Source organism: Microvirgula aerodenitrificans DSM 15089 (assembly GCF_000620105.1).
Classification (GTDB): domain Bacteria; phylum Pseudomonadota; class Gammaproteobacteria; order Burkholderiales; family Aquaspirillaceae; genus Microvirgula; species Microvirgula aerodenitrificans.
In genome coordinates, this window is sequence record NZ_JHVK01000004.1 from 199,961 (window position 1) to 215,282 (window position 15,322).

Annotated in this window: 12 protein-coding genes; 4 read left to right on the forward strand and 8 right to left on the reverse strand. The window is 64.9% G+C overall.

Annotated features, from left to right (window positions below):
• Window positions 1-63: 63 nt before the first annotated feature.
• Together Q352_RS0106400 and Q352_RS0106405 are read left to right on the forward strand one after the other, a co-directional pair.
• Complete coding sequence (locus Q352_RS0106400; protein ID WP_028498629.1) at window positions 64-957, forward strand: DMT family transporter; 894 nt, start codon at window positions 64-66, stop codon at window positions 955-957.
• Between the two features lie 52 nt (window positions 958-1,009).
• Window positions 1,010-1,948, forward strand: coding sequence for an alpha/beta hydrolase (locus tag Q352_RS0106405; RefSeq protein ID WP_028498630.1), 939 nt, complete (start codon window positions 1,010-1,012; stop codon window positions 1,946-1,948).
• A 6-nt stretch (window positions 1,949-1,954) separates the two neighbouring features.
• Here the strand turns inward: Q352_RS0106405 and Q352_RS0106410 are convergent, their stop codons facing one another.
• The 8 genes from Q352_RS0106410 to ada form a co-directional block, all read right to left on the reverse strand.
• Window positions 1,955-2,443 (reverse strand): M48 metallopeptidase family protein, encoded by a 489-nt coding sequence (locus tag Q352_RS0106410; RefSeq protein ID WP_028498631.1) that lies wholly within the window; start codon window positions 2,441-2,443, stop codon window positions 1,955-1,957.
• 78 nt (window positions 2,444-2,521) lie between these two features.
• The gene (locus Q352_RS20065) at window positions 2,522-3,283 is read right to left on the reverse strand and encodes a response regulator (RefSeq protein ID WP_051528724.1); all 762 of its coding nucleotides are present in this window, start codon (window positions 3,281-3,283) and stop codon (window positions 2,522-2,524) included.
• Complete coding sequence (locus Q352_RS0106420; RefSeq protein ID WP_028498632.1) at window positions 3,280-5,949, reverse strand: DUF4118 domain-containing protein; 2,670 nt, start codon at window positions 5,947-5,949, stop codon at window positions 3,280-3,282. The genes Q352_RS20065 and Q352_RS0106420 overlap by 4 nt, the downstream gene beginning before the upstream one ends.
• 48 nt (window positions 5,950-5,997) lie before the next feature.
• On the reverse strand, window positions 5,998-8,079 hold the full coding sequence (gene kdpB, locus Q352_RS0106425) for a potassium-transporting ATPase subunit KdpB (RefSeq protein ID WP_028498633.1): 2,082 nt from the start codon (window positions 8,077-8,079) through the stop codon (window positions 5,998-6,000).
• Between the two features lie 15 nt (window positions 8,080-8,094).
• The gene (kdpC, locus tag Q352_RS0106430; protein ID WP_051528725.1) at window positions 8,095-8,778 is read right to left on the reverse strand and encodes a K(+)-transporting ATPase subunit C; all 684 of its coding nucleotides are present in this window, start codon (window positions 8,776-8,778) and stop codon (window positions 8,095-8,097) included.
• A gap of 11 nt (window positions 8,779-8,789) precedes the next feature.
• The gene (gene kdpA / locus Q352_RS0106435; RefSeq protein ID WP_244879560.1) at window positions 8,790-10,508 is read right to left on the reverse strand and encodes a potassium-transporting ATPase subunit KdpA; all 1,719 of its coding nucleotides are present in this window, start codon (window positions 10,506-10,508) and stop codon (window positions 8,790-8,792) included.
• A gap of 124 nt (window positions 10,509-10,632) precedes the next feature.
• On the reverse strand, window positions 10,633-10,728 hold the full coding sequence (kdpF, locus tag Q352_RS22725) for a K(+)-transporting ATPase subunit F (RefSeq protein ID WP_084299915.1): 96 nt from the start codon (window positions 10,726-10,728) through the stop codon (window positions 10,633-10,635).
• Between the two features lie 380 nt (window positions 10,729-11,108).
• Window positions 11,109-12,185, reverse strand: a complete 1,077-nt coding sequence (gene ada / locus Q352_RS0106450) for a bifunctional DNA-binding transcriptional regulator/O6-methylguanine-DNA methyltransferase Ada (protein ID WP_051528726.1) — start codon at window positions 12,183-12,185, stop codon at window positions 11,109-11,111.
• A gap of 308 nt (window positions 12,186-12,493) precedes the next feature.
• On the opposite strand from ada, the gene Q352_RS0106455 reads away from it, so the two are divergent.
• Window positions 12,494-13,588, forward strand: coding sequence for an HD-GYP domain-containing protein (locus Q352_RS0106455; protein ID WP_028498637.1), 1,095 nt, complete (start codon window positions 12,494-12,496; stop codon window positions 13,586-13,588).
• 13 nt (window positions 13,589-13,601) lie between these two features.
• Complete coding sequence (locus Q352_RS22200) at window positions 13,602-15,284, forward strand: methyl-accepting chemotaxis protein (protein WP_028498638.1); 1,683 nt, start codon at window positions 13,602-13,604, stop codon at window positions 15,282-15,284.
• The last annotated feature ends 38 nt before the right edge of the window (window positions 15,285-15,322 follow it).

Sequence of the window (15,322 nt, forward strand, 5' to 3'; positions counted from 1 at the left end):
GCGCCGCAGAACAAATGCGCAGTATATTGCCCAGTCCTGTTGTCAGACAAACGCCCACTACCGATGACCGCCTCCAGCCCGGCCGCTCCGCTGGCCCCGCCCCGCTCCCTGCTGCCCGATGCCACCCTGGTCGGCATCACCCTGCTGTGGGGCGGCACCTTCCTGACCGTGCAGACCGCACTGCAATGGTCCGGCCCGTTCGGTTTTGTTGCCCTGCGCTTCGGTGTCGCCGGGCTGGTGGCGCTGCTGCTGTCATGGCGGCTGCTCGGCGGGCTGACCCGCATCGAGCTGCGTTCCGGCATCCTGATCGGCAGCGTGCTGTTCCTCAGCTACAGCCTGCAGACCTCGGGGCTGAGCAGCATCACCAGCAGCAAATCCGCCTTTCTGACCGCGCTGTACGTGCCATTGGTACCGCTGATGCAATGGCTGCTGTTCAAGCGCTATCCGAGCCGCTGGTCCTGGGCCGGCATCGTCATCGCCTTCACCGGTCTGGCGCTGCTGTCCGATCCGAGCGGGCTCGATTTCGGTTTCGGACCGGGCGAATGGCTGACCCTGGCTGGCGCCGCCGTCATCGCGTTCGAGATCTGCCTGATCAGCCGTTATGCGAACGCCTGCGAACCGCGCCGGGTGGCGACGGTGCAGCTGCTGGTGGTGTCGCTGCTGGCGACCACCGGCATGCTGGTGTCCGGCGAACCGCTGCCGCAGCCGCATCCGGGCCTGATTGCCTGCGTCGCCGGCATCGGGCTGGCCACCGCGCTGATCCAGGTGGCGATGAACTGGGCGCAGAAGACCGTGCCGGCCACCCGCGCCACCATCATCTATGCAATGGAACCGGTCTGGGCCGGCTGGATCGGCTGGCTGGCCGGCGAGACGCTGACACCGCTGGTGATCACCGGGGCGGCACTGGTGGTGGTCAGCGTGCTGATCAGCCAGTGGGGCGAGCGGCAGACCCAGTGAACGGGATCCGGGCTATAGTCAGGATTATTCCATCCGACTAACGGAAACCGCCATGCATGCAGTCAGCCCCAAACTCGTCCCGTGGCTTGCCGATCTGAACCAGCGCAACGCCGCGCTGATCGCCAATGGCTATCTGCCGACCGCAATCAGCGCGCGTGAAGGACTGGCCGGGATGACCTTCCTGCAGGTCCAGCCCGGCCCGCCGCTGGCCTGGGTCAATGACGAGCTGATTCCCGGTCCGGGCTACACCGTGCCGGTGCGCATCTATCACCCGGCACCGACCGAGGAACGCGCCGTGATCGTGTTCCTGCATGGCGGCGGCCATATGGCCGGTGGTGTCAGCGTCTACGATCCGGTCTGCCGCCGGCTGGCCGCCGCAACCGGCCAGGTGGTGGTCTCGGCCGAGTACCGGCTCGCGCCGGAAAACCCGTACCCGGCCGGCCTGAACGACGGCCACACCGTGGCGCGTGGTGTCTGGGCGGCACTGGAACGGCGCCAGCTGCCGTACCGGCACGAGCTGACCCTGATCGGCGACTCGGGCGGCGGCGCGCTGTGCGCCAGCATCAGCACACTGGCGCAGTTCGATCCGGCACTGCGCATCAGCAACCAGGTACTGATCTATCCGAGCCTGGACTACACGCTGAGCCTGCCGTCGATACAGGAAAATGCCGAGGGATACCTGCTGCACAGCAGCCGGGTCAGCTGGTATTTCGACAACTATTTCCAGCACAGCGAGAACCGCCGCGACGCCTCGCCACTGCACGCGCCATTTATCGAGCGCCTGCCGCGCACGCTGATCGTCAGCGCCGGCTTCGACCCGCTGCGCGACGAAGCCATCGCCTACCAGGCGCGGCTGCAACAGGCCGGCATTGTCTGCGAACGGCTGCACTTCGACGACATGGTGCATGCGTTCCTGAACCTGGAGAACCTGGTCGCCGATGAATGCGCCGCCGTCTACCGGCGCATTGCCGGCTTCCTGCAGGGCGACTGAGCCCGCTCAGCCCTCGCGCACGGTCAGCCACACCCGCATGTCGAATTCCAGCTGGTGGTAGTCAGGCTCCATATGGCAGCACAGCTGGTAGAAGGCCTTGTTGTGGTCCTTCTCCTTCATGTGCGCCAGCTCGTGCACGACAATCATCTGCAGAAAGGCCGCTGGCGCATCACGAAACAGCGCGGCAATGCGGATTTCGTGCTTGGCCTTCAGCTTGCCGCCCTGGGTGCGCGACACGAAGGTATGGGTGCCCAGCGTGCCGCGCATCGGGTGCTGCTGGCTGTCGAACTGGACCCGGGACAGCAGCGGCGCATTGCGCATATGGCGCTGGCGCAGCGCATCGACGTACTGGTACAGCGCCTTGTCGGTCTGCACCGCATGCCGGTCGGGGTGACGCTGCTCGATCCAGGCGCGCAGCTTGCCGCCATCACGCAGGTCGCGCACGCGCTCAAGCAGGGCCGGTGCATAGCCGGCCAGGTAGGGAAGATCGGACATGGCGCGGATTGTACGGGCCGGTGACCGGTGTGTCTTGAGCATGCGCAGGCAAGGACCCGCCCGGCGCGGAGCCCGTGCTTACGGCTGAAGTCCGGGGGGCCATGGGCTGGAGCCGGGGGCGTTCGCCGGGATTTCGCCTTCGATCGTCATGCCGGACAGCCGGTAGCCGACCTGCAGTTCGGTAAGCAGGAATTCTGGCTGGGAGAGATCGTTTTCAAGCTTTTGCCGCAGCTGCATCATGTAAACGCGGAGGTAGTGGGGACGGTTGGTATACGGCGCGCCCCAGGTGTCGCGCAGAAGCTGCTTGTGGGTCAGCACTTTGCCATGCCCGCGTATCAGCGACGTCAGCAAGCGGAACTCGATGGGCGTCAGATGCACCGGTTTGCCATCGCGAATCACTTCATGGGTGGCGAGATCGACCGCGACATTGCCGAACCGGATGCGCGACGAGGCCACATCGGTATTGGACACGACCTGCGAACGGCGCAACAGCGCGCGAATCCGCGCGACCAGCTCCGGCACGCCAAACGGTTTGACAAGATAGTCGTCCGCACCGGCATTGAGCGCCTCTACCTTTTCGTCTTCGCGCTCCCGGGCCGAAAGCACGAGGATGGGAGAAAAAACCCAGTTCCTCAACTCGCGGATCAGGTCCTTTCCGTCCCCGTCCGGAAGACCAAGGTCCACGATGATCAGATCGGGCCTGCGCGTCACGGCGTCCATCCGGGCCTGCGCCCCCGAGGGCACCTCGAAAACGCTCATTCCCTCCTGCTCCAGCGCAATCCGGACAAAGCGCCGGATATTCGCTTCGTCCTCGACAATCAGTATCTTCGGCTTGCTCATGCATTGACCTCATCGCTGTCGACCGCGGGCGGAATGCGCAACGGCAGGCGGATTTCGAAAGTGACGCCATGCGGCTTGCGCGGCTTTGCGCTGATGCTGCCCCCATGCGCAGCGATGATCGTGCGGCACAGCCCAAGGCCCAGGCCGACGCCGGCGATGGAAGACTCTTTCTGCCCGCGGGTAAAAGACTCGAACAGCCGCTCGGGATCACCGGCCGGCAGTCCGGGGCCATCGTCGGAGACCAGCAGGTACATCGAGTCGCCGGAAGACAGGCCCCGGATCCTGATCGTGCTGTCTGGCGGCGTGTACTTTGCGGCATTGTCCAGAAGGTTGGCGAGCACGCGCTCCATGAGTACGGCATCGAGCTCCACCAGCGGCAGGTCGGGCGGCAGGTCGGTCACCAGCGTCCGGGGCTGCAGCGCCGTGGTGCATCGTGCCAGCGCACAGCCCACGATCTCGCTGAGCGCATGCCATTCCCTGTGCAGTCTGACCCCTTCGCTCTGTATGCGCGCAAGATCCAGCAGATTGGAGACCAGCCGTCGCAACTCGTCCGACTCGATGCGGATGGATCTGGCGATGTCCGTTCGTTCGGACTCCGCCAGTCCCCCCGGATGTTCCAGGGTCTCGGCCAGCCCGCGAATCGCGGTGAGGGGGGTCTTGAGGTCATGTGAAACGGCGGACAGCAGCGTGTTTCGCATCTTCTCGCCCTCCATGCGGACGATGGTGTCCTGGGCAATGTCAACGAAGTGGATGCGCTCCAGCGCCTGGGCGATGGCAAAACAGCAGGCATCCAGCAGCCGCCTGCTGTCGGGCGTGCCCGACAACAGCGTGTCACCGGGTTCCACGGCGAGCACGCCCCGCGGCGCCATCGGCCCTTCCAGCGGCAGATACAGCGCCAGTGCGCCATTCAGTGTCTGCGTACCGTGTCCGGCCTCCTCGGCGTGATCGAATGCCCACTGGGCGACCGACAGCTCGACGAAGTCCGCATGACGGGTCGCGACGAGCTGGCCGTCGCTGTCGGGCAGGATCAGGACCACCTGCGTCCCGAAAAGCGGCTCGACCGTCTCCCGGCAAACCTCCACGACCTGCTCGACCGCGATGGCGCCGGCAAGGTCACGCGTCACGCGCACCAGTGCCGAAGCGCGCCGTTCGCCTTCCCGCGCCCCCTTCGCCTCCCGCTGCAGCCTGGCCGCAAGCTGGCCGATGATGATCGCCACCGCCAGCATCAATCCAAGAGTGAATACGTACTGCGTGTCGGTAACGGCAAAAGAGAAGCGGGGCTCGACAAAGAAGAAGTCGAAAAATGCGACCGACAGCAGGGAGACCCATACCCCGGCAAGACGCCCCAGCCGCAGGGAGGTGAACACCACCGTGATCAGAAACAGCATGACCACGTTCGAGAGATCGAAAAACCGCAGCAGCTGACTGGCGACCGCCACGATCAGGATGCAGGCCAGCGTCGCAATCGACAGCGCCTTGACATGCCCTGCCGGCTTTTCCAGCTCCCAGCGCCGGATCGGCCGCTGCGCCGCGTCGATGCGCAGCAGAACCAGGCCCATCTCGGGGTTGGTTCGGGCGATGCGTTCCGCCAGCCGCGACTGAAACGGCAGGAAAGACCGTGCCGCCGTATTGCCCATGATGAGCTTGGTCGCGTTGCGCTGTCTGGCGTAGCTCAGGATCGCATGCGCCACATCCTGTCCCGCGATATTCACGAAATCGGCGCCGGCATGCTGCGCACAGGCTGCCAGACGCAGCAGTGCGGCCTGTGCCTTGGGGTCGCCGCTCTCATGGGGCGGGTCCACATGCAGAACGACCCATTGGGTCTGAAGCTGCTGGGCAAGCCTTGCCCCTTCCCGGATCAGCGCTTCCTGGGCGCTGTCGGCGCTCACGCACACCATCAGCAGTTCCCGGGTAGGCCAGACCGTGCGGATCGCATGCGAGATCCGGTACACCCGGACATCCGCGTTGACCCGGTCCGCCACGCGGCGCAGGGCAAGCTCGCGCAGGGCAATCAGATTGCCGCGACGGAAAAAATGCTGACGCGCCTGCATGGCGGAGGGCGGCAGATACACCTTTCCGGCACTCAGGCGCGCCAGGAGGTCGTCCGGGGGAAGATCGACCAGCACCACGTCTGCGGCGCGGTCGAAAATCCGGTCGGGCACGGTTTCCCGGACCCGTATGCCCACGATCCCGCCGACAACGTCGTTCAGGCTGTCGAGGTGCTGCACGTTCAAGGCCGTGTAGACGTCAATGCCCGCATCCAGCAGCTCCTCGACATCCTGCCAGCGCTTGGCGTGGCGACTGCCGGCCAGGTTGGAGTGGGCGAGTTCGTCGACCACCAGCAACTGATAGCCGGCCGTCAGCGCACCGTCCAGATCGAATTCCGTCGCCAGCCGGCCATTCGTCTGAATCTCCCGCCGCGGCAGCATGGGGAGGCCTTGCGTGAGTGCCAGCGTCTCCTCCCGCCCGTGCGTCTCAACGATGCCGATCGCCACCGCCGTGCCTTCGGCCCGGAGCTGGTGCGCAGCCTGGAGCATGGCGTATGTCTTGCCCACCCCCGCGCAGGCGCCGAAGAAGATCTTCAGCTGGCCTCGACGAGGACGGTGCGGGTCGTCGCCAATGACCTGCAGGAGTGCGTCGGGGTCCGGGCGGTCCTCGGTCATCATCTATTCCGTTTTCCTTTCCGCAGGGTTCATGCCGCTATCACACCGGGATCAGAAGAAGGGCGTCAGCATGAGGTCGATCAGCTTGATGCCGATAAACGGCGCAATCAGTCCGCCCAGGCCATAGATGAGCAGGTTCCGCGTCAGCAGGCGGCTTGCCGGCTCCGCCCGGTACTTCACGCCACGCAGGGCGAGGGGAATCAGCACGACGATGATCAGGGCATTGAAGATCACCGCGGACAGGATCGCCGAGCCCGGGCTGTGCAGATGCATGATGTTCAACGCCCCCAGCGCCGGATAGGTGGCGACAAACGCGGCAGGGATGATGGCAAAGTACTTGGCGAGATCGTTGGCGACACTGAAGGTCGTCAGCGCACCGCGCGTCATGATCATTTGCTTGCCGACTTCGACGACACGCAGCAGCTTGGTAGGATTGCTGTCGAGGTCCACCATGTTGCCGGCTTCCTTGGCAGCCTGGGTGCCGCTGTTCATGGCGACGGCGACATCCGCTTGCGCCAGCGCTGGCGCATCATTGGTACCGTCACCCGTCATGGCGACCAGCCGGCCTTCCTCCTGGTACTTGCGGATCAGCCGCAGCTTGTCCTCGGGTGTGGCCTCCGCCAGGTAGTCGTCGACCCCTGCCTCGGCGGCAATGGCCGCCGCGGTGAGCTTGTTGTCACCCGTGATCATCACCGTCCTGATGCCCATGGCACGCAGTTCGGCGAAGCGCTCCTTGATGCCGCCCTTGACGATGTCCTTCAGTTCAACGATGCCCAGCACCTTGCTGCCGTCCGAGACGACCAGGGGGGTGCTGCCACGTCTGGCAACCTCATCGACAAGCTTGACGAGCTCCGGCGGGAAGATGCCGCCCAGCGATTCGACATGAGTGCGGATCGCGCTCGCCGCTCCCTTGCGGATCTGGTGATCGTCGATATTGATGCCGCTCATGCGGGTATGGGCGCTGAAGGCAATCGTTTCCGCCCCCTGCACTTCACGGCCGCGCAGATTGAATTTCTGCTTGGCCAGGATAACGATGGAGCGGCCCTCAGGCGTCTCGTCGGCCAGTGAGGCAAGCTGTGCGGCATCGGCCAGCGCCTGTTCGGTCACGCCGGGCGCCGGGATAAAGGCCGAGGCCTCGCGATTGCCGAGCGTGATGGTGCCCGTCTTGTCGAGCAGCAGCACGTCGACGTCACCAGCCGCCTCGATCGCGCGGCCGGACGTGGCGAGCACGTTCGCCTTCATCATGCGGCTCATGCCGGCGACACCGACCGCCGACAGCAGGGCGCCGATGGTGGTCGGAATGAGGCAGATGAGCAAGGCGATCAGCACCGTGATGGTCACCGGAGACCCCGCGCCGTTGACGATCGCGCCGAAGCTGGAAAACGGCAGGAGCGTCACGCAGACCAGCAGAAAGATCAGGGTCAGGGCGACAAGCAGGATGTTGAGCGCGATCTCGTTGGGCGTCTTGCCCCGCTTGGCGCCTTCGACCATGGCGATCATGCGGTCGAGGAAGGCTTCGCCCGGTCTGGCCGTGACCCGCATGACGATCCAGTCGGACAGCACGCGGGTGCCGCCCGTGACCGAGCAGAAATCGCCGCCGGACTCGCGAATGACCGGCGCCGATTCGCCAGTGATCGCCGACTCGTCGACCGATGCCGCCCCCTGCAGCACTTCACCGTCGGCGGGGATGATCTCGCCCGCCTCGACGCGCACAAAGGCGCCAACGGCCAGTTCATCACTGGGTACCGGCCAGGACTGGCTGTCGCGCCGGGGCTCCTTGAGCACCTGGGCGACCACCCGCTTGCGGGTGGAACGCAATGCGTCGGCCTGGGCTTTGCCGCGCCCTTCGGCCAGCGCTTCGGCGGCGTTGGCGAACAGCACCGTAAACCAGAGCCAGGCGGCGATGGCGAAGATGAACCCCGCCGGCGCCTCCCCGTCGCCGCCCAGCGCCTGAATGCCGAGCAGCGTGGTCACGATGCTGCCGAGATAGACGACAAACATCACCGGGTTTCTGAGCTGCACGCGCGGCGACAGCTTGCAGAACGCCTCGCCGATCACCGCAACCCGGGAGACGGGCCTGAAAGTGCTGCCCGTGAATTCGCCTTGCGGCAAGCTTGTATCTGTGGAGGACATGCTGACACCCCTGTCTTATTGCGCGGCGGGCCGGGCCGGAGCGGCCGCGTCGAGCGCGAGGTTGAGTTCCAGGACATTGACGCGCGGATCGCCGAGCAGACCGAGCTGGCGCGCATGGGTATGCTGATCCACGAGTCGAAGGACCTGCCCGACCGGGAGGCCACGCGCCCTGGCGACGCGCGGCGCCTGCAGCCGCGCATTGGCGACCGAGACGTGGGGATCGAGACCGGAAGCCGAGGCCGTTACGGCATCGACCGGAACGGCAACGTCAGTCGCCAGTCCATTCACTGCCCGGTAGGTCCTGGTGCGCTCGTCAACGGCCGCGAGCAGCTTCTTGCTGATCGCCCCCTGGTTGCTCGCGCCACTCGCTGCGGCGTTGTAGGGCTGGTCGATGGTTCTGGACGGATCGGCCGGGTCGGCGCCCACCGTCGCACTCGGCCGGCTGTGGAAGTACTCCATCCTGGTGAAATGCTGGCCGATCTGGCGCGACCCCACCACCTTGCCGTCATTCACGATCAGGCTGCCTTGCGCCTGGTCGGGAAACAGAAGGTTGGCGACCCCGGTCGTGGCCAGCGGATAGCCGATGCCGGTCAGCAGCATGAAGAACACGGCAGAGACGATCACCGGCCGGGCGATGCCCTTGAACGGCGGCAGCAACGCCGGATTCGTTGTTTTGACGATGGTTTTTGCGTTATGCATGGGATCAGTCCTCAGAATGTCGCGCCAGAGAGCATCATCAGGTGCTCGACGATAGGACCGAGGGCGAGCGCTGGCAGGAAGGTCAGCCCGCCGACGACGATGACAATGAACACCAGCAGGCCGGCGAACAGCGGCGTCGCCGTCGAAAGCGTGCCGGGACCTTCGGGAACGGCTTTCCTGGCAGCGATCACGCCTGCCACGGCAAGCATCGGCAGCAGGGTCAGATAGCGGCCCGCCAGCATGGCAAGACCGATCGTCGTATTGAAGAACGGCGTATTGGCATTGAGGCCGGCAAAGGCGGAACCGTTGTTGGCCGTGCCCGAGGTGTAGGCGTAAAGCACTTCGCTGAAGCCGTGCGGCCCCATATTGGAGAGGCTGTCCAGCGTGGACGGCATGAGGCAGGCGATCGCGGTGAAGCCCAGAATGCTGAGCGGGTGCGCGAGAATGGCCAGCATCACGTACTTCATCTCCCGCGCTTCGATTTTCTTGCCGAGAAACTCGGGCGTGCGCCCGATCAGCATGCCCACCAGAAAGACCGTCAGGATCGCGTAGGTGATGAGATTGATGAAGCCCACCCCGATACCACCGAACACGTTGTTCAACATCATCTGGGCAATCGGAACCAGACCTCCCAGCGGCGTCAGCGAAGAGTGCATCGAATTCACCGAACCGGTCGTGGCCGCCGTGGTGACGGTGGCGAACATGCTGGTCTGGGCAATGCCGAAACGCACTTCCTTGCCTTCCATATTGCCGCCACCCGATGTCGCACTCTGGGTCTGATCGACCCCCATCGGTGTCAGCAGCGGATTGCCTGCCTGCTCAGCGCTGTAGATCAGGGTCAGAAATCCGAGGAACATCACCAGGAAAGCGGCGAAAAAGGTCCACCCCTGGCGCCGGCGCAGAATCATCGAGCCAAAGGCATAGGTCAGCGCCGACGGAATCAGCAGCATGCTGAGCATGTGCAGGGTATTGGTCAGCGGCGTCGGGTTCTCGAACGGATGCGCGGCATTCATGCCGAAGAAGCCACCGCCATTGGTGCCGATATGCTTGATGGTCTCGAAGCTGGCTACCGGGCCCAGAATGATCTGCTGCCTGACGCCCTCCAGCGTGGTCGCGACCGCATCGGCGCTCAGCGTCTGCGGCATGCCCTGCCACACATAGACCAGCGCCATCACGAAACTGGCTGGCAGCAGCAGCCGATAGAGCGAACGGGTGAAGTCGACCCAGTAGTTGCCGATATCCGTCGTGCTCTTGCGGCTGAGGCCGCGCATGAACCCGCCCGCCGCGGCCAGGCCGGTGGTGGCGCTGATCGACATCAGGAACGTAATGGCGGCCATCTGCGAAAAGTTCGAGAGACTCGATTCACCCGAATAGGCCTGCCAGTTGGTATTGGTCGTGAAGGAGGCTGCCGTGTTGAAGGCCAGATCCGGTGTCTGCGCGGCTCGTGCAAGCAGGTCGCCGGGCAGGAAATCCTGCACGCGCAAAATGAGATAACCCAGCAACATCATTGCCGCGTTGCTGAGCACCAGAACCATGCCATAGCGCTTCCAGGACATTTTCTCTTCCGGGTTCACTCCGAGCAGCCGGTAGGTCCCCCGTTCGAGAATATTGTGTGCCGGACTGGTGAAAAGATGCGTTATCCATTTCCCGAGCACCACGACCAGGCCGGTCATGATCGCAAGGATAACGACGAATTGAGTAATATCGCCAACCATGCTGGTACCCATCATATTTTTTCAAGGCTGATAATGAAACCGGCAACGAATGCGAAAAACACAAGCGTCACGGCCACGAAAACTAAGTCACCCATATACGTCACCCAGGAGTAGTTGATAGGTTTTCAGGGTCCGCCATTCAGAACTTTTCTGCCTTTACCAGCGCAAAAAACAGATAGGCAAACAGACCGATTGAAATGACACCCGCCAATATATTGATGAAATTTGCGCCCATGTTAAGCTCCTAATCAAGGCACGGCATGCATGCATGCCTTATCGGATGCTATGGATTTCAGGCTTCATACTCTGTCGCTTTTGCGGTTCGATTACTGCTTTTAAAAACGGTAATCGCAAGCACAGCCAACCATTCCAAGCACGAACCGGGAGAGTAGGGATTTTGATATAGAACCGGGAAATTGATTTCAGGCAAACCTGTAAAAATCGCATATGGAATGCCCGGAACCTGCGCTGATACCGAGGCCCGGGTGAATGGCACCATAATCAGGTCTGATCCGTTTTCCGCGGTCGAAGCCAATTGCTGTTGGCGGCCCGGCAATACCGCTGCAGTGGCGGTCTCGGCCAGGACCGGTCCGTCGCCATGAGGCCCGGGGCAGGTCAGCCGCCCGCTTCGCGCCGCAGCAGTTCGCGCTTGCGCTCGACGCCCCAGCGATAGCCGGAGATATCGCCGTCGCGGCGCACCACGCGGTGACAGGGGATGGCCACCGCCAGGCAGTTGGCACCGCAGGCCTGAGCCACGGCGCGAACCGCCTTCGGCGCGCCGATGCGCGCGGCGATGTCGCCATAGCTGACCGTCGTGCCCGGCGGAATGTCGCGCAGCGCCAGCCACACCCGTTCCTGGAAAGCGGTGCCGCGCACGTCCAGCGGCAGATTCAGGCCCAGCGCCGGCGCCTCGACAAAACCGACCACCTCGGCCACCAGCCGCTCGAAGCCGGCATCGCCGCCGATCAGCGTGGCGCGGGGAAACCGGTCCTGCAATTCGCGCAGCAGCCGGTCCGGGTCATCGCCGAGCAGGATCGCGCACAACCCGCGCAGGCTTTGCGCCACCAGAATCGCCCCCAGCGAGCACTGGCCGACGGCAAAGCGGATTTCGGCGTGCCGGCCACCGTCGCGGTAGTCGCGGGGCCGCATGCCGAGCAGGCCTGCCGAGGAGTCATAGAAACGGCTGCTGGCGTTGAAGCCGGCTTCATGGGCGGCGGCCGTGACCGAGGCCGCCCCGCCCAGTTCCGCCCGCAGCCGACGGGCGCGGAACGCATTCGCATAGGCCTTGGGTGTCAGCCCGGTTTCGGCCTTGAACAGCCGGTGGAAGTGGAACGGACTGATGCCCAGCCGGGCGGCAATGTCGGCCAGCACCGGCGGAGTCTCCGCCGCTTCAATCAGCCGGCAGGCCCCGGCCACCAGCGTGGCGCGGCGGGCGGCGGCCGCGCTCTGGTCGGCGGAAAGGCGGCGGCTCGGACGGTAGCCGGCCGCCTCGGCATCCTGTGCGGTGGCAAAGAACACGACATGCTCGCGCTTCGGCAGCCGCGCCGAGGCACTGGGCCGGCAGTAAACCCCGGTGGTGGTGACGGCATAGACGAACTGGCCATCGGCACGGGCATCACGGGCCTGCACCGCCGCCCAGCGGGCATCATCGCCGTCGATGCGCGGAAGATCGGTAAGTGGGTCAAGGGTCATGACAGGTCCGGCGGCACGGGGGACAGTGTCCACTGTAGCGGCGAATTCGATCGCAAGCGCCCCGTTTCTTGCGACCGAATCCGGTGCCAGCACCGGCCGCGGACAGTTTGCCGCAGGGGAAAACCTGATTGGCAGCGGGGACCATGCCAATGTGCTTGATGCAGATCAAAGTGCTCCACAAATTTTATCGTCATCAAAAGAATTGAATGTCATAAGAAGCGTCCTTCACATGATCCATTGGCTGACAATCCACCATGCGACGCATCCGCCAAAGCGATTTGGTCCTGAACGAGCCTCTGCCTTGGCCGTTGTATGACGAGAATGGCAACCTGTTGCTGCGCGAGGGCTATGTGCTGAGCATCCCGCGCCATATCGACTCGTTGCTGGCGCGCGGTGCCTATGCGCCCGATCCGCCGGCCGACAACCCCGGGCAGCCGGTTCCCACCCTTCCCGATTACGTCGTGCCGCCCCCGGCTGCAGACCCGGTCTTCGCCCGGGCCGACACCCTGGCGCTGACACTGAAGCGCCTGCATGCCCACCTGCTGGCCGCCTCGCTGCAGGCCGAGCTGCGGCAGGTCGTCCTTGCCCTGGCGCGCGGCATCATCGACGCCTGCAGCGAAGACGCCGACGCCCTGCTGGCCGCCCTGCACCTGGATCGCCAGCACCCGTATCTGGTAATCCAGCAGCTGCTTGGCGCCACGCTGGTCGAAGTGGCCGCGCGCGAAATGGCACTGGATGAATCGACCCGCCTGTCGCTGGCCTGTGCGGCATTGACGCGCGACCTGGCCCTGCTGCCGGTCCAGACGCAGCTCGACCAGCAGGCCGGGGCGCTGACGCCGGAGCAGGCCGCGCTGGTACGCAGCCACCCCGAACGCTCGGCCGCCCTGCTGGCCACGATGGGCGTGACCGATCCGCTGTGGCTCGAACTGGTCCGCCAGCACCACGAGCGGACCGACGGTTCCGGTTATCCGCGCGCCCTGAGCGGCGACGCCATCCTGCCCGGCGCCCGCCTGCTGGCCATTGCCGACTCCTATGCGGCCATGGTGACGCCGCGGCCGAACCGGGTCGGGCAGTTCCCGCGCGATGCACTGAAATCCCTGTTCCTCGAGCGTGCCCGACTGTATGACGATCCGCTGGTACAGCTGTCGATCAAGACCCTGACCATGCACCCGCCCGGCACGCTGGCACGGCTGGCGAACGGCGAATTCGCCGTGGTGCGTTCGCGGCAGAAGCAGAATGAACCGATGGACCTGTGGAGTCTGTACGACAGCAGCGGCATGCCGATCCTGCGCCCGCAACGTCGCGATTCGACCGACCCCGCCCATGGCATTACCGGCTCGCTGCGCGTCGAGGAATGCCGTTCCGCCGCGCTGGTGCTCAAGCGCCTGTGGATGAAATCATAAGAAAGCCCAAGTCATGAAGCAGAACCTGCCCGTTACCTCCCGGCAAACCGACATCCCTCCCGGCGTAACCCTGGTTTCCAAGACCGACCTCAAGGGCGCCATCACCTATGCCAACGACGCGTTCGTCGAGGTCAGCGGTTATCCGCTCGACGAGCTGCTGCACCAAAACCACAACATCGTCCGCCACCCGGACATGCCGCCGGCCGCTTTCGAGGACATGTGGAGCACGCTGAAACGCGGTCAACCATGGCGCGGCATCGTCAAGAACCGCTGCAAGGACGGCGGCTACTACTGGGTCGACGCCTGCGTCGTGCCGGTCAAGCGCCACGACCAGGTCATCGGTTACATGTCGGTGCGCAAGCATGCCACGCCCGCCGCCATCGAAGCCGCGGAAGCGCTGTACCGCGACATGGCGGCCGGCACCGTCCGGCGGCGCCCGCGTCCGCCGGCCTGGCTCGGCATCCGCAATGGCATGCGCGCCGGCAGCCTGTTCGTGGCCTTCCTGATGCTGGCTGGCGGTGCGCTGGGTATCGGCGGGCTCAAACTGGCTGACGATGCATTCTCCCGGCTGTACCACGCGCAGCTGGAACCGGTGGCCACCATCGGCAAGATCGAAACCCGGCTCAGCGAAAGCCGCGCCACCATGCTCGAAATCCGCCTGGCCCGGCAGGAAGGCAGCCAGGCCGGCCAGGACAGCCAGCTCACGGCGCTGGACAGCCAGGTGGCGAAGCTGCGCGCCAACCGCGACGAAATCAACTCGCTGCTCGGCCAGCTGACCGGCGCAGCCGATCAGGTCACCCGGCAGATGTACCTGCTGACCGAAGCGCTGAACCGTTACACCAGTGACGGGCTGCTGCCGGTGGAACAGGCCGCGGCACGTGACGACCCGCAGCGGGTCGACCAGCTGGTCAGCCAGCGCGTGCTGCCGCTGGAGCAGGCGGCCACCACGGCGGCCGTGGACCTGCGCAATTCGCTGATCACCGCGGCCCGGCAGGAATACGAGGACACGCTGGCGCGCAACAACCGCATCCGCAATTTTGCCATCGGCGGCATCCTGTTCGGGCTGGCGGTGGTCGCGCTGGTCGGCCATATGTTCATCCGCGGCATCGTCGACCCGCTCAATGCGTCCATCCGCCGGCTGAACCGCATTGCCCAGGGCGACCTGCAGGGCGAGATCGACCTGTCCGGCACCGGGGAGAGCGGCCAGTTGAACCATGCCGCGGCCGTGATGCAGCTGCACCTGAAGGTGATGATCGACGAGATTGCCCTGGCCGCCCGGCGCATCCACCAGCACTGCGCCACGTTGAACATTGCGCTGTACGAGGTCACCGAGCACTCGGAAGAGCAGCATGACCGCGTCTATTCGGCAGTCCGCTCGCTGGACGACGCGGTGGCGGAGACCAGCGACCTCAGCGAACGGGCCGAGCGACTGCTGAATCTGGCCGGCGAATTCGACGCCAGTGGCATCGGTCAGACGCTGGTGGGCGAAACCCGCGAGCTGGCCACGGCAACCCGCCTGGCGGCCTTTGGCGCCGACGAGGTGGCCGGCGCCATGCGCCAGGTGGCCGAACTGATCGTCGAGAACCGGGGCGAGGCGCAGCGTGCCTGGCTGGCCTCGGAGGAGCTCAAGCGCACCGCCGGCGAACTCAAGAACCTTGTGGACTATTTTGAGCCGGAAAAAGTGGCGAACACCTAGCCAGCCAGACCCTGCCGCCGGGTTTTCTGGCGAGATTC

Bases quoted from the DNA above. Each gene is read 5' to 3' on its own strand.
- Q352_RS0106400 (WP_028498629.1), top strand. From the start codon at position 64: ATGACCGCCTCCAGCCCGGCCGCTCCGCTGGCCCCGCCCCGCTCCCTG.
- Q352_RS0106405 (WP_028498630.1), top strand. From the start codon at position 1,010: ATGCATGCAGTCAGCCCCAAACTCGTCCCGTGGCTTGCCGATCTGAAC.
- Q352_RS0106410 (WP_028498631.1), bottom strand. From the start codon at position 2,443: ATGTCCGATCTTCCCTACCTGGCCGGCTATGCACCGGCCCTGCTTGAG.
- Q352_RS20065 (WP_051528724.1), bottom strand. From the start codon at position 3,283: ATGAGCAAGCCGAAGATACTGATTGTCGAGGACGAAGCGAATATCCGG.
- Q352_RS0106420 (WP_028498632.1), bottom strand. From the start codon at position 5,949: ATGATGACCGAGGACCGCCCGGACCCCGACGCACTCCTGCAGGTCATT.
- kdpB (WP_028498633.1), bottom strand. From the start codon at position 8,079: ATGTCCTCCACAGATACAAGCTTGCCGCAAGGCGAATTCACGGGCAGC.
- kdpC (WP_051528725.1), bottom strand. From the start codon at position 8,778: ATGCATAACGCAAAAACCATCGTCAAAACAACGAATCCGGCGTTGCTG.
- kdpA (WP_244879560.1), bottom strand. From the start codon at position 10,508: ATGATGGGTACCAGCATGGTTGGCGATATTACTCAATTCGTCGTTATC.
- kdpF (WP_084299915.1), bottom strand. From the start codon at position 10,728: ATGGGCGCAAATTTCATCAATATATTGGCGGGTGTCATTTCAATCGGT.
- ada (WP_051528726.1), bottom strand. From the start codon at position 12,185: ATGACCCTTGACCCACTTACCGATCTTCCGCGCATCGACGGCGATGAT.
- Q352_RS22200 (WP_028498638.1), top strand. From the start codon at position 13,602: ATGAAGCAGAACCTGCCCGTTACCTCCCGGCAAACCGACATCCCTCCC.